Raw genomic sequence first — 15,906 nt, forward strand, 5'->3', positions numbered from 1 at the left:
TGTAGCTTATGGCGTAGTCTGCTTGCCTATAAAAAGAACAATACTAGGCTGAATAATTATGCGGATTGCTCACACTCTCTCACTTTTGGCATTGGCTGTTTCTCTGGCCGCTTGCGGTGGTTCTTCTGGGTCGGGGTCATTTTCTTCGAATGGCGATGGCGATCCGCAGGGCGACAACACTGGAGGCGAGGGCGACAACACCGGCGGTGGTGATGATACTGGCGGTGGTGATGGCGGCACTCCGCCCACTGCGAATCGCATTGTTAATTTTGAGCGCCCAGGCGCAACGTTTGACACGCTAGAGGCGAACACGGCGTCATGCGCCACTAAGGTTCGTCTAGATGGCGGTCGGAGCTATCAGATCACTTTGCCTTCGGCGAGTGGTGAAACCATTAGCTTTCAGATTATTGAACCGAAAAAAATTGACTGCGTAAAAGGTAATCCCTTGGTGTTGCACGGGCATGGCTTTGGTGGCGCACGTACAGAGGACCCTAAAGGTGGCTTCCTTGAGCGTCTGCAAGACAACGGATATGCCGTTATTAGTATCGACCAACGCGGATTTAACGACAGCACTGGCACGGTACGCGTTATGGATCCTGACTACGAAGGTCAGGATTTAATACAAATATTTGATTGGGCTGAGAAGAATCTCGACTATCTCGTGTACGAGCGGCCGTCAGAGGCTAGTCCGTATAACGTAGTTGCTGGCGCGAATGGCGGTAGTTACGGCGGCATGTATCAAATGCTACTGCACAACATCGATCCGAAAAATCGTCTTGATGTGCTTACGCCAGACATAACGCCGCATGATTTACGAACCAGCCTGTACCCCGGTGGTGCTGTGAAGTCGGCGTGGGTGGCTCTGTTAGTCGTTGGTGGTGAAGCTGGCGCAAACCAGCCCATCATTTCGGGTTTAGACCCGGCCATTAAAGAGACCTTGGTAAAAGGTGTGACATCTAATGAAATCCCAGCGCCATCGCTAAACTTTTTCTATTATCACAGCGCGAAATACTTCGGTGCAGATGATGGCACCGACATTAGCAATATGGATTTCTTAACATCGATGTTGTCGCCACCAACTAAGCCGATCTATGTGGGCGATAAGAAGCCTGCACCTAAGAAAGTCGATATCTTATTTTCGCAAGGCATGCGCGATACCTTGTTTAACTTCAACGAAGCTTGGGGAAACTATCAGGCCTATAAAAACTTAGGCGGTGACGTTCGTTTAATGACACACGAGGGTGGTCATATTTTACCAGGCACACAAACCGTAATTGGGGCGCTCGGCCCATTGAATATGCTCACTGATCCACTGCTTGGTGGCTTAAATAGTGCCGGCCTTTCACTGCCTGAATTACAAAAGCCAGGTGGTAGAAATAACTGCGGTACGTTAAGTCGTGATGATGCTAATTTGGCATTCTTAAATGACAAATTGAACCCCCCGCAAAAGCAGGTCGCTAATTTGGCAACGGCCACCGCCTTGGCTCAGCTAAAAACCACGGTGTGTTTGTCGTTAAACGATAGTCCGGGCGAGGCTGTGTTTGTTAACCCGGCTTTAATTGCGCCGAAGCGAGTAGAAACCAATATTCCTGCGAGCATGATCCCCGTACCAAATACAGCTTTGGGATTAACCAGCCTGCTATTGCCTACATTCATCCCTCTTGAAGGCTTTAAAGGCCCATTGACTATTGGTGGCATTGGCCAGCTTAACGTCAAGTTGAATAATATCCTTGAGCCGTTGAATGGTTGCGATCTGCCTTTGGGCTTACCAGCGGAGTTGACCGATAACATTCCTGCGCCGCTGTCGGGCTTGCTTGGTTTGCTGCCCGTCAAATTGCCGATACGAGCTTGCGACGCTATTGTTCTAGTCGGCTTTGGTGCGAAAAAAGGCATGGCTGCTCCACGCCTTATCGATGAGCAAATGCAGCCGCTGCGCGGTCTTGGCGAGCACAAAGTATCGATGGTGGGTGTCGCGGAGAAATTAGCTGAAGGTGAGCAGCTTGGTTTAATGGTTTACGGCTATAACTTGCAGTACCTCACTAGTTTGTCACGAGATTTACTGGTGCCTGGGGTCACGATTAGTGGCACGGTAGAGGTTCCTGTTCTGGCTAATTAGTCTTTAGGCTTAAACAAAAATGCCTGCATTTAGCAGGCATTTTTGTTCGTGCGATTAGTTAACGTCTCAAGAAGCTGTGACCACAATGCCGTCCATCTCAACCAGAGCGCCGCGTGGCAATGACGCCACACCAATGGCTGCGCGAGCGGGGTAGGGCTGCGTGAAGTAGCGTGCCATCATCTCGTTGACTAGGGCAAAGTGGCCTAGGTCGGTGAGGAAGATATTGAGTTTGGCAATGTCTTGCAGTGTAGCGCCAGACTCTTCGATCACTGCTTTTAGGTTTTCAAAAACCTGCACGATTTGCGCATCAATACCATCAACCAACTGCATGCTGGCAGGATCGAGGCCAATTTGGCCCGATAGATAAACCGTGTTGCCGATTTTCACTGCTTGCGAATAGGTGCCAATGGCGGCTGGGGCTTTATTAGTTTGGATAACGGCGCGATTCATTGAGACTAACACTCCTGCAAAATTAAGAGCTTACCCGGGTGACTTTGTCGACGCCGGGTAAAACACGAATACGTTTAATGACGCGGGCTAAATGGATGCGGTCGCGCACCACCAAGCCGAGTTGCATGACTCCATGATGCGAGCCTTTTTCTTCAATCTGCACATTATCGATGCTGGCCTCACTTTCGGTGGCCTCACGTGCGATTTCTGCGAGCATGCCGCGGCGATTAACCAAGGCAATGCGGAGTTGGCAAATAAACTCGCGATCGACTTTTTCAGCCCAACGTAGCGGTACGCATTTGTCGGGGTTGCTGCGCATTTCGGCCGCCATATTACGGCATTTATGGCGATGAATGACGACGCCACGGCCCGCGCTTAAATGCCCCATGATGTCATCGCCCGGTAAGGGGCGACAGCAGCGAGCATACGACACCACTAAGCCTTCAGTGCCACGAATCGCGATGCCGTTATGGGCAGTGCGCTTGAGCGTAGTTGAGGTGACGACATCCACATCTGGCACCAAGCGGCGGGCAATAATTTGCGGGACTTGATTGCCCATGCCGATATTTTCAAGCAGCGTATCGGCACTATCCATGGCCAGTTCTTTGAGCAGGTTGGTTATCGCATCAGCAGGCAATTCGGCGTATTTCTTGCCGAGCCCAGACAGTGATTTCTCTAGCAGGCGCAGGCCTAAGTCTCGCGACTCATCTGATTGCTGATCTTTTAGGAAGTGGCGAATCTTCGCGCGCGCTTTACTGGTGATGACAAAGTCTAACCAGCTGGGGTTGGGGCGAGCACCAGGAGCGGCAATGATTTCAACGGTTTGGCCCGTCGTTAGCGGCAAACTGAGTGGCGCTAAACGATTATCGACGCGTGCTGCAACGCAAGTATCGCCAATATCTGAGTGCACGGCATAGGCAAAATCTACCGGCGTAGCGCCGCGCGGTAGCGTCATGATGCGGCCTTTTGGCGTGAACAAATAGACCTCATCAGGGAAGAGGTCGATCTTCACACTCTCGATAAACTCGAGCGAATCGCCGGCATTTTTCTGCAGCTCTTGCAGTGATTTCATCCACTCGCGTGCTCGTGTTTGCGAGGTATTGGTGAAGCTATCAGACTTATACAGCCAATGCGCCGCGATACCATTGCTAGCCATGGCATCCATGGCTTCGGACCGAATTTGCACTTCAATCGGAACGCCGCGCGGGCCTTTCAGCACCGTGTGCAGTGATTGGTAGCCATTGGTTTTGGGGATGGCGATATAGTCTTTGAATTTACCCGGGATCGGCTTATACAAATTGTGCATCATGCCAAGGCTGCGATAACACGAGTCGACACTTTCAACGATGACGCGGAAGCCGTAGACATCCATGATTTCGGAGAATGACCGGCGTTTTTCGCGCATCTTTTGGTAAATACTGAACAGATGCTTTTCGCGGCCTTCGACTCGCGCCTGGATGCCTTCGCGGGCAAGTCGCTCGCTGATAGCGACTTCAAGACTGATGACCATTTCACGCCGATGTCCACGCGCCGCCATCACGGCGTGTTCGATGCGTTCAGCGCGCATCGGCCAAATAGCATGAAAGCCGAGCTCTTCGTATTCGATGCGGATATCGTTCATGCCCAAACGCATGGCAATGGGGGCATAAATATCGAGCGTTTCGCGCGCCACGCGTTTACGTTTTTCCACCGTGAGCACGTCGAGCGTGCGCATATTGTGTAGGCGATCGGCGAGCTTCACCACGATCACACGCACATCGTGGGTCATGGCGAGAATCATTTTGCGGAAATTCTCGGCCTGCGCCTCGGCTTTGCTATTGAAATGAACTTGCGTGAGCTTGGTCACGCCATCGACTAGCGCGGTGACTTCATCGCCAAACTCTTTAGCTAATGCATCTTTGCTGACGCCGGTGTCTTCAATGACATCGTGGAGCATGGCAGCCATCAAGCTGTGATGGTCCATGTGCATATCGCACAAAATGTGAGCAACGGCTAAAGGATGGGTGACGTAAGGGTCGCCATTCCGCCGAAATTGACCGATGTGAGCTTGCTCAGAAAAAAGATAGGCGCGATGAACTTGCGCTACTTGTTCTGGCGAAAGGTAATTTGAGAGACGTGTGCAGAGGGCGTCGATGCCTGAGTTCATCTACTCAGTGTCTGCATCGCGAGGTGCTGCGTCAAGGGGCTAAGACGAGGAATATCTTGAAAAAAGCCGCAATGACGCAAGAAAACTAACGAGTATTTAGAGCTCGATAGGTGGTTGGTATTCTAGGTTACCTAAATTGCTCAAATCGGGCAGTGCTTCTTCTTCTGGCACTTCGTTGAGAATTTCACGAGTGACCAAGCCAGCAGCGATTTCGCGCAGGGCCATTACGGTGGGCTTGTCGTTTTCCCAGGGTAGGCTTGACTCTTTGCCGCCTGTCGCCAATTGGCGTGCGCGCTTAGAGGCAACCAGCACCAACTCAAAACGGTTATCTAAATTGGTCAGACAGTCTTCGACGGTTACGCGGGCCATGATAACGCTCCAAACAGCGGGCAAATAAGGGGCGAGATTCTAACGCCTGCGGCTTTTTTACACAACCTCCGCAGGATGCTCGTTTAAACCTCGCAAGCGCTAGCTGCTTAGCCTCCGGAAAGCAGGCGGCGAATCAAATTCGCTTGGCGTTGGCTTTGCGCGCGATTGCTCAAGCGGGCGGCACGAACAATGCTGCGCAGGTCGGCTAATGCCGTTGCGAAATCATCATTGATCACGAGGTAATCGAAGTCGGCGTAATGGCCAATGTCGGCGATGGCTTCGCTGAGACGATGAGCGATAACTTCGGCGCTGTCTGTGCCGCGGCCATTGAGGCGTTCGGCAAGCTCGGGCAATGATGGCGGCAAGATAAATACCGACTGCGCCTGCGGCATTAAGTCGCGCACGATGGCCGCACCCTGCCAGTCAATTTCTAAGATGACGTCGTAGTCTTTAATCAGCTGTTCTTCGACCCATGTGCGCGATGTGCCATAGAGATTACCGAATACTTCGGCGTGCTCAAGAAACTGGCCTGCGCCGACCTCGCTGAGAAATTTTTCGCGCGAAGTGAAGTGGTAGTTCACGCCATCAACTTCACCAGGCCGTGAGGCGCGGGTAGTGTGCGAAATCGATACTCCTAGGCGTTCATCGCTAGCAACTAATGACTTCACCAGCGATGTTTTGCCTGTGCCGGAGGCGGCGGCGACGATAAATAAAGTTCCGGACATGCTGAGCTCGCAGAGTGGCGTGTGTGCTTTTGGGCACGAATGCGGCTATTTAATCAAAAAAAACGCCTTAGAGCTTTAGTGGATAGGAAACTTCGTCATGCGGCATGGTAAAACCTTAATAAGTTACAGCAATAATAAAAGTGAGAAATATATGCTGGGCATTCCAATAGGGCTGATTACGGCTAACGCCGTGGAGTGGGCCATGCATAAATATGTGTTGCATGGCATGGGGCGAGATCGCGGCAGCTTCTGGTCATTTCATTTTCATGAGCATCACAAGGTGGTGCGCCAGCATGACTATTACGACCCTAATTATGAGAAGTTTCCCTTGGGCCTACATGCGCAGGGTAAGGAGGCGTGGTCGCTGATTGCCGCCAGCGCAGTACTAGTGCCAGTGTTTCCTATTGCTCCATTTTTTGTTGGCACGCTATGGTATAGCGCTGCGAATTATTACCGTGTGCACAAGCATTCGCATCAAGATCCCGAGTGGGCGCGCCAGCATGTGCCGTGGCATTACGACCATCATATGGGCTCTCAAGCGAGCGCTAACTGGTGCGTGACTAAGCCTTGGTTTGACTACCTAATGGGCACGCGAGTTTTTCGTCCACAAGGTGAGCGTGAAAAGCATTGGCTAGGCCTGAGTTGGCAGGGTGTTGAGTTGGCACCTGCAAAAGCGCCGGCGAGTTAGTCTGTATTTGTCGCTAATGAGCGATTCCAAAATGCTGGTCGTGGTGGTGGAGTGGTGACGTTCGGCTTGGCTTGTAGATGCTGGCTCATGACTTTGCCCCAGAGCTCAATGAAGTGATCGGCTACGGGAGCATCGTTCATCAAGTGCTGCTCTAGGGCCATGCCACGCATCAGCCAATGCGTTAAGACAAAGAGCTGCGTTGGCTTAATGCCATTAAAGTCTGGCTCGAAATAGTGCTTGCTGGCCATATCCAGCGCTTGCCTCCCGGCATCCCATAAAGCGCGCATGACGCGAGCCAAATCTTCATCTCGTCGGCTAGCGAGCATCAGCTCCATCAAGGCCAAGCTCTCAGGACCATCATGCAACTCGCGCCAGCTGGCGGTGATCATATCGGCCGCGCGATTTTCTGAGTCGACCACGCCGCGAGTTGCACGGGCAAGGTGGCGGTTCATCCAGCGAATTAAGTATTCGGCAGTGGCTTCCAGCAGACTGGCCTTGGTAGGGAAGTGATGCATGGGGGCGCCGCGCGAAACGCCGGCCTGATTGATGATTTTGCTCACCGTCGTGCCGGCATAGCCTTCATCGGCCAAACAAGTGACTGTGGCGTTGATTAAGCGTTGGCGCATGGCTTCGCTGCGCTCGGTCTGAGTGCGGCGATGGTTATCTTTATTTTGAGACTGTGCAGTCATTTTTACTTGAATCCTTGGCTAAGTCTGCGTATAAAGCACACAAGTTGTACGGCCGTATTGTAAATAGGAGGCCGACAATGTCTAGTTATTTACAGATGCTATCCATCAGATGAATTAGGGAGCCACTATGAGCTTGAACGTCCCCAACCCAATGAATGCCATGATTCCGCGCACAATTTTCAGCGCGGATCACGAAGATTTCCGCCGCACCGCACGCCGCTTTTTTGAAGAAGAGCTGGCTCCGCACCGCGATAAGTGGGAAGAGCAGCAACACATCGATCGTAGTTTATGGAACAAAGCTGGCGAGCTAGGCCTGCTTTGCCCAACCATGCCAGAAGAATACGGCGGCTCTGGCGTAGACCGCCTGTACAGCGTGATTTTGATGGAAGAGCAGGCGCGTGCTGGCGATTCTGCATCGGGCTTCTCACTGCATTCCGACATCGTTGCTAACTATCTGAATAACTTCGGCAGCGAAGAGATGAAGAAAGAGTGGCTACCAAAAATGTGTTCAGGCGAAGCAGTCGGCGCGATTGCTATGACTGAGCCAGGCACTGGTTCTGACTTACAGGCCGTGCGCACTTCAGCCATTGCCGATGGCGATGACTACATCGTAAACGGCAGCAAAATCTTCATCACCAACGGCTATCTCTGCGATATCGCTGTGGTCGTGGTGAAAACTGGCGATCCAGCAAAGGGCGCAGAAAGCGTGTCGCTGTTGCTGGTCGAAGCCAACCGCGAAGGCTTTAGCAAAGGTCGTCCACTGAAAAAAGTCGGCATGAAAGGCCAAGACACTTGCGAGCTATTCTTCGACAACGTGCGCGTACCGAAATCTAACTTGATCGGCACTGAGGGCATGGGCTTCATCATGCTGATGAAAGAGTTGGCTTGGGAGCGTCTGATGATTGCCATCATGTGTGCTTCAGGTTGTGAGAGTGTGTTGGCTCACACCTTGGCCTATGTGCGTGATCGTAAAGTATTTGGCAAGCCAGTCGCGGCCTATCAAAACACCAAATACAAACTCGCCGAACTGCGCTCAGAAACACAGATTGCACGCGTGTTTGTTGACCGTTGCATCGAAGAGCAGCTGAAAGGCACTTTGCAAGTGGATGCTGCCGCTGCCGCGAAATATTGGGTGTCTGACTTGATCTCGAAAGTGGTCGATGAGTGTGTGCAGCTGCACGGCGGTTACGGCTTTATGACTGAATACCCCGTTGCGCAGGCCTACATCGATACACGTGCTAACCGTATTTATGGTGGCACCAACGAAATCATGAAAGAGCTGATTTCGCGCACATTCTAAGCGATGGCTTAACCGCCTATGCTAGTTGCGTAAATGAAAGGGGTTGCAGCTACGCTGTGACCCCTTTTTTGCGATATAACAGCACAAACTTTAGCTACCGAGTCGTCATGACAGAACCCATAGTAGAAACAAGGCGCACTAGCGTCATTACGGCTGAGATGCTTGGCCCCGAAGTGCCAAGACGCGGCACCGCACTTAGCCAGCGCTTCGGCGAGCTGTGGTTGCGCCTTAGTGGATGGAAGGTGACCGGCACGCCAATGATGGTGCCTAAAGCCATTTTCATCGGTGCGCCGCACACATCAAATCGCGATGGCTTTGTTGCGGCCGCCGCGACTTTAGCGCTGCGAATGCGCATCACCGTGATGGTCAAGGCCGAGTTATTTAATGGCCCCTTGAGCGGTATTGTTCGATGGCTAGGCGCTATGCCAGTGTATCGGGCTGGCTCGCGTGGCGGTCAAGTGGAGCAAGTTGCTGCTCGCTTTGCCTCAGAAGAAAGTGTGTATATCGGTATTGCGCCTGAAGGTACACGCCATGCCTCGCCTGCATGGAAAACTGGTTTCTACCATATGGCGATAAAGGCCGGCGTACCCATTGTGCCGTTTATTCTGGATTTTGGCCGCAAAGAACTCCATATGTTGCCAGTGTTCTATCCAACAGGTGATTTAGCTGCAGATTTGCCGCGCCTGATGGCGCCATATCATGGCATCATTCCCGCCGACCCCTCGCGCTTGTCGCTGCCATTGCGCGAACCGCCAACACCATAAGAAAAACTAACGCTATTAACGGATTGTTATGGACGCACTGATCGCCGAATTTAAAGCCGATATGTGGCTTTATATCTCCATCCCCTTCATCAGCGGCATCATTGGCTATGTCACCAAAGTGGTGGCGATCAAGATGATGTTCTACCCCATCGAGTTTTGGGGCATTAAGCCGTTCTTTGGTTGGCAAGGCATCGTGCCCCGCAAGTCGGTGAAGATGGCGACTATCGCCGTTGACCTGATGACCGAGCGCCTGATTAAGCCGGAAGAAATCTTCGCGCGCCTCGACCCGAAACGCATTGCGCGAGAAATCGAAGTGCCAATGATGGAGGCTTCGGAAGATATTGTGCGTGAAGTCATGTATCAGTATCAGCCTGGGCTATGGGAAGGCATGCCGCTATTTATGCGTGCCGCCATCATTAAGCGTGTGAAGGCTGAGGCGCCGAAAATCGTGCAAACGATCATGGGCGAAGTGCAGCACGACGTGTCGCGCTATTTCGATATTCGCCACATGGTCATCAACAACCTGCAAAAAGACAAAGCGCTGCTCAACAACGTGTTTCAGAGCGTGGGTAAAGAAGAGCTGAAGTTTTTCTGTAAAGCCGGCTTTGTTTTCGGCTTCACCATTGGTTTGGTGCAAATGGTGTGTTGGCTGATCTTCCGCCAACCATGGATGCTGCCTGCTTTCGGTGGCTTCGTTGGCCTCTTCAGTGACTGGTTGGCGTTGCAGATGCTATTCCGTCCGCTGAACCCGAAAAAGTTTTTTGGCTTCACGCTGCATGGTCTATTCCTCAAGCGTCAGCACGAAGTTGCCGGTGATTACGCCGCGCTTATCTCCAAGCAAATGCTAACGCCTGGCGCGATGATGGAAGAGCTGTTTACTGGCCCTCGCTCCGACCGCGTCATTACGCTGCTGCAAAAGCATGTGCGCCGTGTGATTGACGAGCAGGCCGGTTTGGCGCGGCCATTGGTGCTGTATGCCGTGGGCACAGAAAAATATATCGAGATGAAAGCCTCGGTTGCTGAGCGTATTTTGGAGCGCTTGCCCGAGACCATGAAGCATATGGAGGCCTATGCCGAAGATGCTATGGACGTGCGCAACACCCTGATCACGCGTATGCGTCAGCTCACGCCAGTCGAGTTTGAAGGCATGCTGCGCCCAGCCTTTAAAGAGGAAGAGTGGATCCTGATCTTGGTCGGTGCCTTGCTCGGCGTATTCGTCGGCGAGATGCAAATTCACTTTATGTTGTAAAAAACGATAGAGGTTCGTATGCGTTGGCTACTGCTGTTGCTCGTTTCTGTGATGGCAGCTTGTACTAGCCATCCGCCTATTCGCACCGAAGCAAACGTAGATATTCCGCGCTTTATGGGAGCATGGCATGTGCATGGCCATATCCCATTTCTGATCGATGGCGAGGCCTATAAGCAAACTGAAACCTATCAGTTTGAGGCCCCCAATATTGTCCGAACTACATTCCAGTTTAACGATGGCGGCCCCAGTGGGCCGCTAAAGACATACACACCCACGGGATATATTGATCTCGATAGTGGTGGCGGTGTTTGGGGTATGCAGTTTCTCTGGCCCATTAAGGCCGAATATCGCATCGTCTATGTTGACTCGGACTATAGTGAAACCATCATTGGCCGCAGTGCCCGTGACTTGGTGTGGATCATGTCGCGCAAACCCACGATGAGTGACGACGATTACGCGAGATTATTGGCGATGGCTAAAGCTGAGGGCTACGACGTAAGTGAAGTGCGCCGAGTACCCACGGCGGATTAGCTCCAATCGGTATTTTATTGAAGCAGGCTTAGTTATAAGCATATGCCAAAACCGCCATACCAAAGGCTATGGAAGTTCGGCACAATGCCCTATTAGCTGTCTAATACAGGGGGAGTTTATGAAACTGGAATCACTGGCCTTACACCACGGATATAAATCAGAACCAACTACAAAGTCTGCGGCTGTACCAATTTATCAAACCACGTCCTATACCTTTGATAACACCCAGCACGGCGCTGACTTATTTGACCTGAAAGTCGCCGGCAATATTTACTCGCGCATCACCAATCCGACCAACGCCGTTTTAGAAGAGCGCGTGGCGGCCATGGAGGGCGGTGTTGGCGCGCTGGCGGTTGCATCGGGCATGTCGGCAATTACCTATGCCATTCAGTGTATTGCCAGCGTTGGCGACAATATTTTAAGCACTAGCCAAGTCTATGGCGGTACTTACAACTTATTTGCGCATACCTTCCCGCGTCAGGGCATTGAAGTGCGCATGATTTCGCACAATGACTACGAGGCGTTTGAGGCGGCAATTGACGACAAAACGCGTGCGATCTTCTGCGAATCTATCGGCAACCCTGCCGGTAACGTCGTCGATATTGCTAAATTAGCTGAGATCGGCAACAAGCACGGTATTCCTTTAATTGTCGATAACACCGTTGCCACACCATATTTATGCCGACCTTTTGAGCATGGCGCAGCGATTGTTGTGCATGCGCTCACCAAATACATCGGCGGCCACGGCACCACGCTCGGCGGCATGATCGTTGACTCTGGCAAGTTTGACTGGAAGGCCAATGCCAAGCGCTTCCCGTTACTCAATGAGCCAGACCCCTCCTATCACGGCGTGGTCTATACCCGTGATATTGGTGCCGCAGCCTATATTGCTCGCTGCCGCGTAGTGCCATTGCGCAATACTGGCGCTGCACTAGCGCCACACAGCACATTTTTGCTGCTGCAGGGCTTGGAAACATTGGGCTTACGCATGGAGCGCCATTGCGAAAATGCCGAGAAAGTCGCGGACTTCTTAAGCAATCACGAGAAAGTGAGCTGGGTGAATTACGCCACTCTGCCAAACAGTCCTTATAACGCCACGGCGAAGAAAATCACCAATGGCAAAGGCTCCGGCATTGTCAGCTTCGGCATTAAAGGCGGCGTTGAAGCAGGCGCCCGCTTTATCGATGCCTTGCAGATGATTTTGCGCCTAGTGAATATCGGCGATGCAAAATCCTTGGCCTGCCATCCTGCATCGACCACTCACCGCCAGTTGAACGCTGAAGAGTTGGCCAAGGCCGGCGCTAGCGAAGACTTGGTGCGCTTGTCGATTGGCATCGAGCATATCGATGACATCTTGGCTGATCTAACTCAGGCGCTGGATAAGGCCTAGGCTGAGACGCTCACACTTTTATGCGCGTATTAATGTAGAAAATGACATTTTTAGGCGCATAAAAGTGCGGAGCTGCCATAGCTGAGCTTTATTCGACGTTCTGAACCTGCTCCCGCATCTGCTCCACCAACACCTTCAATTCAACGCTAGACCATGCACTATCGGCGGTGCTGGCCTTGCTGCCGAGGGTGTTGGCCTCGCGGTTTAACTCCTGCATCAGAAAGTCCAGACGGCGGCCAATAGCGCCACCGCTATTCAGCACGCGGCGAATTTCAGCGACATGCGCGGTGAGGCGATCTAGCTCTTCGGAGACATCTATCTTTTGCGCAAATAGCACCAGTTCTTGCTCTAGGCGTTCGGGCACTAGCGCCGCTTCGAGCTCGCTTAGGCGTTCGGCGAGCTTGCTGCGATAGTGCTGCATGATCACAGGCATGCGAGTTTGCACGGTAGCAATTTCGTTTTCGATGCCTACTAGTCTTGCTTCAATCATTGCTTTTAAAGCCGCACCTTCACGGGCGCGCATGGCCAAAAAGTCCGATAGCGCGGCATTAATTAGCTCGCCGACAATCACGGGAAGCTCACTCAGATCAGGCGTGTCGCGCACGATGACGCCGGGCAGGGCAAGAATGTCGGTGGGATTTATCGGGGAGCTGTGACGCGTGAGACCGTCGATGTGCTCGGCGGCGGCGATCAGCTGCTCGGCTAGGGCGGTATTGATGCGAATGCTCGCGGGCGCATCCAAGCCGGCATCGAGGCGCACGGTGAGCTCGACTTTGCCACGGCTGATGGTTTTGCGCAGGCGTTCGCGCCAGGCAAATTCATGCTCACGTAGGCTATCGGGCAGCCGCAATATGGCCTCTAAATGCCGGTTATTGACCGAGCGCAGCTCCACGCTGACTTGGCCAAATGAGCCATTGGCGTCGCCACGGGCAAAGGCGGTCATGCTGAATACGGGCAGATCGGACATGGTAAGGCTCTCGGCAGGTATACTGTGCGCCATCTTATCATCCACTCAGGAATAGCCCATGCGCTCTAGCGGTCGTTTGCCCAACCAACTTCGCCCCATCACCATCACTCGCGATTACACCTGCCATGCTGAAGGTTCGGTGCTGATCGAGTTTGGCAACACCAAAGTGTTGTGCACCGCGTCGGTGGAAACTGGTGTACCACGCTTTCTGAAAGGCAAAGGTGAGGGCTGGATTACTGCTGAATACAGCATGTTGCCGCGCGCCACACATACCCGTAATGGTCGTGAAGCCAGTCGCGGCAAACAGGGTGGTCGCACACTGGAAATTCAGCGCCTAATTGGCCGCTCGCTGCGCGCCATGGTCGATATGAAGAAGCTCGGCGAGCACACCATCACTGTTGATTGTGATGTGATTCAGGCGGATGGCGGCACGCGCACCGCTGCAATTACCGGTGGTGCAGTGGCTTTGGTCGATGCTCTGAGCTGGTTGCTGCGTGAGAAGAAAATTAAGCAAGACCCGCTACTGCATTTGGTTGCCGCGATTTCGGTGGGCATTGTCGACGGCGTGCCATTGCTTGATTTGGAATACACCGAAGACTTTGCCTGCGACACCGATATGAATGTGGTGATGACGCAGCATGGTGGCCTAATCGAGATTCAAGGCACTGCCGAAGGCAAATCATTCAGCCGTGATGAGACGATTGCGCTGCTTGATTTGGCCGATGCTGGTGTGAAAGATCTACTGGCGGCACAGCAAAAAGCATTGGGCTGGTAAGTGCTTTGCGCGGCAGTATGACTACTGGCGCGCAACACTAGCTCTGGCATACTCAAGCAACTTTTCCTGCTTGAGTATGCTTCATGGGTAATTTCATCTGGTTTTACGCTTTTGTTGCTTTCAATGCGGCGCTGTTATTAGTGCTGGCGATGAACGTCTCGCGCGTGCGTATGCGTGAGCGAGTGGCTCACGGCGATGGTGGCAATATCACCATGAAAGCCGCCATTCGCGCCCATGGCAACGGCATTGAGTTCGTGCCCATTTTTGGCTTGGTGATATTGGCTCTGTGCATGAATCAGACGCCAAATAACTGGGTTGCCGGCCTAGTCATTGCCTTCAGTGTCGGCCGCGTTTTGCATGCGATTGGCATGTTAACGACGGCGATGCAGGCGCGCCGCATGGGCGCTGGCCTGACGTTCTCGCTGATGCTAGCGGCGACGGTGCTGTTGATCGTCGAGCTAGTTTAACTTCTGCTTGATGCGCTAAGCCGCGATGGCTTAGCGCTTTTCCGACACCGCGACGGTGTAGACCTTGCCCTGTTTGAGCTTGTCGTAATCGCCGAAAACTTCTTTCATGGTGCGCGCCATAAACTCGCGTAAGCCATTGATGGTGACAACATAAAAGCGGCCGCCCGGCTTCAGGCGAGCAAGGCTGTCGAAAAGAAATAAGTAGTGCTGCTCTTTGCTGGCTTTGGCCGGTAAGTTCGACACGATGATGTCGAACTTCATGCCTTCGGGCACATGCTGCAAGCCATTCGACAACATGGCTTTAGCGTTGTTGATGCCATTGAGCGCACAGTTTTTATTGGCGTATTCGACCGCCATAAAGTCTTTATCGACCATCAGCGTTTGGCCTTGTGGCGCTAGCTTGGCTAATGTCATGCCGATTGGGCCATAGCCGCAGCCGATATCTAAGCAGTCGGCGTCCGCAGGCACTTCCATATAGTCGAGTAATAGCTGCGTGCCAGCGTCGATGCTCTCGGGCGAGAAAATGCCCCAGGTCGTGGTGTAAGTCAGCGTGTGTTCGCGCAACAGGGCATTGAAGCGAATGTCTTGGCGCCAGCGGTTAAGCGTGGTTTTGTCGGGTGCGGGCATGATGAGCTCAGTCGGCGTAGTCGATGATTAGGGGCGCATGATCGGAGAACTTCTCATCCGTGTAAATGTCTACTGCCTGCACGCAGTCGCGCAGGTTTTCACTAATGATGTGATAGTCGATGCGCCATCCTACGTTATTAGCATAGGCTTGGCCGCGATTGCTCCACCAGGTGTAGCGATCGGCGCGTTCGTCGATGAGGCGGAAAGCGTCAACAAAGCCGGTGTCATCAAATAATGTGGTGAGCCAGGCGCGCTCATGCGGCAAAAAGCCCGAATTTTTCAGATTTCCCTTCCAGTTTTTTAAGTCGATCTCTTTGTGCGCAATATTCCAGTCGCCACAAATAATCAGCTTTTCGCCTGATGCCTGACGCGCTTTCAGCATGGGCATTAGCTCGCCTAAAAAGATGTCTTTGCGCGCTTGCGCATCTTCATTGGCCGAGCCAGAGGGTAAGTACAGCGACACCACGGTGAGGTCGCCAAACTGCGCCTCGATCCAACGGCCTTGGGTATCGCAAATCTCAAAGCCCAAACCTGTGCGTACGGCATCGGGCTCGCGGCGGCTATAAATAGCGGTGCCGGAGTAGCCTGGCTTCACGGCATCGAAAAAGTAACGGTGCCAGCCATCGGGGTTAAACACAGCGTCATCGAGCTGA

At 52.7% G+C, this 15,906-nt stretch carries 17 protein-coding genes; 9 read left to right on the plus strand and 8 right to left on the minus strand.

Translation table 11 applies throughout. From position 1 onward, the window contains the following. The first annotated feature begins 58 nt into the window (after positions 1-58). Entirely contained in the window at positions 59-2,116 is a 2,058-nt protein-coding gene (locus AC3DKE_RS08215; RefSeq protein WP_487990412.1) for a CocE/NonD family hydrolase, read from the plus strand. A 66-nt stretch (positions 2,117-2,182) separates the two neighbouring features. Here AC3DKE_RS08215 and AC3DKE_RS08220 read toward each other — a convergent pair whose 3' ends face one another. From AC3DKE_RS08220 to gmk, 4 genes are all read right to left on the minus strand, one after another. Then, complete coding sequence (locus tag AC3DKE_RS08220; protein ID WP_340675913.1) at positions 2,183-2,566, minus strand: RidA family protein; 384 nt, start codon at positions 2,564-2,566, stop codon at positions 2,183-2,185. A gap of 22 nt (positions 2,567-2,588) precedes the next feature. Next, complete coding sequence (locus tag AC3DKE_RS08225) at positions 2,589-4,712, minus strand: RelA/SpoT family protein (protein ID WP_340675914.1); 2,124 nt, start codon at positions 4,710-4,712, stop codon at positions 2,589-2,591. Positions 4,713-4,808: 96 nt separating this feature from the next. After that, a complete protein-coding gene (gene rpoZ / locus AC3DKE_RS08230; RefSeq protein WP_340675915.1) occupies positions 4,809-5,081 on the minus strand; it encodes a DNA-directed RNA polymerase subunit omega in 273 nt (90 codons plus the stop codon). 107 nt (positions 5,082-5,188) lie between these two features. Further along, positions 5,189-5,806 carry a guanylate kinase gene (gmk, locus tag AC3DKE_RS08235; RefSeq protein WP_340675916.1) on the minus strand — a complete coding sequence of 206 codons (618 nt, stop codon included), beginning with the start codon at positions 5,804-5,806 and terminating at the stop codon, positions 5,189-5,191. 97 nt (positions 5,807-5,903) lie between these two features. Here gmk and AC3DKE_RS08240 point away from each other — a divergent pair, with 97 nt between their 5' ends. After that, positions 5,904-6,494, plus strand: coding sequence for a hypothetical protein (locus AC3DKE_RS08240; protein ID WP_411729601.1), 591 nt, complete (start codon positions 5,904-5,906; stop codon positions 6,492-6,494). On the opposite strand, the gene AC3DKE_RS08245 is transcribed toward AC3DKE_RS08240, so the two are convergent. Next, positions 6,491-7,183 (minus strand): TetR/AcrR family transcriptional regulator, encoded by a 693-nt coding sequence (locus AC3DKE_RS08245; RefSeq protein WP_340675918.1) that lies wholly within the window; start codon positions 7,181-7,183, stop codon positions 6,491-6,493. The genes AC3DKE_RS08240 and AC3DKE_RS08245 overlap by 4 nt on opposite strands. A gap of 127 nt (positions 7,184-7,310) precedes the next feature. On the opposite strand from AC3DKE_RS08245, the gene AC3DKE_RS08250 reads away from it, so the two are divergent. The 5 genes from AC3DKE_RS08250 to AC3DKE_RS08270 all read left to right on the plus strand — a co-directional run bounded on the left by AC3DKE_RS08250 (position 7,311) and on the right by AC3DKE_RS08270 (position 12,417). Then, entirely contained in the window at positions 7,311-8,483 is a 1,173-nt protein-coding gene (locus tag AC3DKE_RS08250) for an acyl-CoA dehydrogenase family protein (RefSeq protein ID WP_340675919.1), read from the plus strand. 107 nt (positions 8,484-8,590) lie between these two features. Further along, the gene (locus AC3DKE_RS08255) at positions 8,591-9,247 is read left to right on the plus strand and encodes a 1-acyl-sn-glycerol-3-phosphate acyltransferase (RefSeq protein WP_487990414.1); all 657 of its coding nucleotides are present in this window, start codon (positions 8,591-8,593) and stop codon (positions 9,245-9,247) included. Between the two features lie 28 nt (positions 9,248-9,275). Next, a complete protein-coding gene (locus AC3DKE_RS08260; RefSeq protein WP_411729599.1) occupies positions 9,276-10,496 on the plus strand; it encodes a DUF445 domain-containing protein in 1,221 nt (406 codons plus the stop codon). Positions 10,497-10,514: 18 nt separating this feature from the next. Continuing rightward, entirely contained in the window at positions 10,515-11,027 is a 513-nt protein-coding gene (locus AC3DKE_RS08265; protein WP_340675922.1) for a lipocalin family protein, read from the plus strand. Positions 11,028-11,145: 118 nt separating this feature from the next. Next, positions 11,146-12,417 carry an O-acetylhomoserine aminocarboxypropyltransferase/cysteine synthase family protein gene (locus tag AC3DKE_RS08270; RefSeq protein ID WP_487990417.1) on the plus strand — a complete coding sequence of 424 codons (1,272 nt, stop codon included), beginning with the start codon at positions 11,146-11,148 and terminating at the stop codon, positions 12,415-12,417. A gap of 88 nt (positions 12,418-12,505) precedes the next feature. Here AC3DKE_RS08270 and AC3DKE_RS08275 read toward each other — a convergent pair whose 3' ends face one another. After that, positions 12,506-13,384, minus strand: a complete 879-nt coding sequence (locus AC3DKE_RS08275) for a YicC/YloC family endoribonuclease (RefSeq protein ID WP_487990419.1) — start codon at positions 13,382-13,384, stop codon at positions 12,506-12,508. Between the two features lie 58 nt (positions 13,385-13,442). On the opposite strand from AC3DKE_RS08275, the gene rph reads away from it, so the two are divergent. Both rph and AC3DKE_RS08285 read left to right on the plus strand, forming a co-directional pair. Next, positions 13,443-14,159: a ribonuclease PH gene (rph, locus tag AC3DKE_RS08280; protein WP_487990420.1), complete on the plus strand. Its 717-nt coding sequence runs from the start codon at positions 13,443-13,445 to the stop codon at positions 14,157-14,159. 83 nt (positions 14,160-14,242) lie between these two features. Continuing rightward, complete coding sequence (locus AC3DKE_RS08285; RefSeq protein WP_411729596.1) at positions 14,243-14,626, plus strand: MAPEG family protein; 384 nt, start codon at positions 14,243-14,245, stop codon at positions 14,624-14,626. A 30-nt stretch (positions 14,627-14,656) separates the two neighbouring features. Here the strand turns inward: AC3DKE_RS08285 and AC3DKE_RS08290 are convergent, their stop codons facing one another. Both AC3DKE_RS08290 and AC3DKE_RS08295 read right to left on the minus strand, forming a co-directional pair. Beyond that, the gene (locus AC3DKE_RS08290; protein ID WP_340675927.1) at positions 14,657-15,253 is read right to left on the minus strand and encodes a class I SAM-dependent methyltransferase; all 597 of its coding nucleotides are present in this window, start codon (positions 15,251-15,253) and stop codon (positions 14,657-14,659) included. 7 nt (positions 15,254-15,260) lie between these two features. Continuing rightward, positions 15,261-15,906: exodeoxyribonuclease III (locus AC3DKE_RS08295; protein WP_487990421.1), on the minus strand; the 646-nt coding region annotated here is incomplete at its 5' end.

The sequence above is a fragment of the Paraperlucidibaca sp. genome (assembly GCF_982810325.1).

Bases quoted from the DNA above. Each gene is read 5' to 3' on its own strand.
- AC3DKE_RS08215 (WP_487990412.1), top strand. From the start codon at position 59: ATGCGGATTGCTCACACTCTCTCACTTTTGGCATTGGCTGTTTCTCTG.
- AC3DKE_RS08220 (WP_340675913.1), bottom strand. From the start codon at position 2,566: ATGAATCGCGCCGTTATCCAAACTAATAAAGCCCCAGCCGCCATTGGC.
- AC3DKE_RS08225 (WP_340675914.1), bottom strand. From the start codon at position 4,712: ATGAACTCAGGCATCGACGCCCTCTGCACACGTCTCTCAAATTACCTT.
- rpoZ (WP_340675915.1), bottom strand. From the start codon at position 5,081: ATGGCCCGCGTAACCGTCGAAGACTGTCTGACCAATTTAGATAACCGT.
- gmk (WP_340675916.1), bottom strand. From the start codon at position 5,806: ATGTCCGGAACTTTATTTATCGTCGCCGCCGCCTCCGGCACAGGCAAA.
- AC3DKE_RS08240 (WP_411729601.1), top strand. From the start codon at position 5,904: ATGCGGCATGGTAAAACCTTAATAAGTTACAGCAATAATAAAAGTGAG.
- AC3DKE_RS08245 (WP_340675918.1), bottom strand. From the start codon at position 7,183: ATGACTGCACAGTCTCAAAATAAAGATAACCATCGCCGCACTCAGACC.
- AC3DKE_RS08250 (WP_340675919.1), top strand. From the start codon at position 7,311: ATGAGCTTGAACGTCCCCAACCCAATGAATGCCATGATTCCGCGCACA.
- AC3DKE_RS08255 (WP_487990414.1), top strand. From the start codon at position 8,591: ATGACAGAACCCATAGTAGAAACAAGGCGCACTAGCGTCATTACGGCT.
- AC3DKE_RS08260 (WP_411729599.1), top strand. From the start codon at position 9,276: ATGGACGCACTGATCGCCGAATTTAAAGCCGATATGTGGCTTTATATC.
- AC3DKE_RS08265 (WP_340675922.1), top strand. From the start codon at position 10,515: ATGCGTTGGCTACTGCTGTTGCTCGTTTCTGTGATGGCAGCTTGTACT.
- AC3DKE_RS08270 (WP_487990417.1), top strand. From the start codon at position 11,146: ATGAAACTGGAATCACTGGCCTTACACCACGGATATAAATCAGAACCA.
- AC3DKE_RS08275 (WP_487990419.1), bottom strand. From the start codon at position 13,384: ATGTCCGATCTGCCCGTATTCAGCATGACCGCCTTTGCCCGTGGCGAC.
- rph (WP_487990420.1), top strand. From the start codon at position 13,443: ATGCGCTCTAGCGGTCGTTTGCCCAACCAACTTCGCCCCATCACCATC.
- AC3DKE_RS08285 (WP_411729596.1), top strand. From the start codon at position 14,243: ATGGGTAATTTCATCTGGTTTTACGCTTTTGTTGCTTTCAATGCGGCG.
- AC3DKE_RS08290 (WP_340675927.1), bottom strand. From the start codon at position 15,253: ATGCCCGCACCCGACAAAACCACGCTTAACCGCTGGCGCCAAGACATT.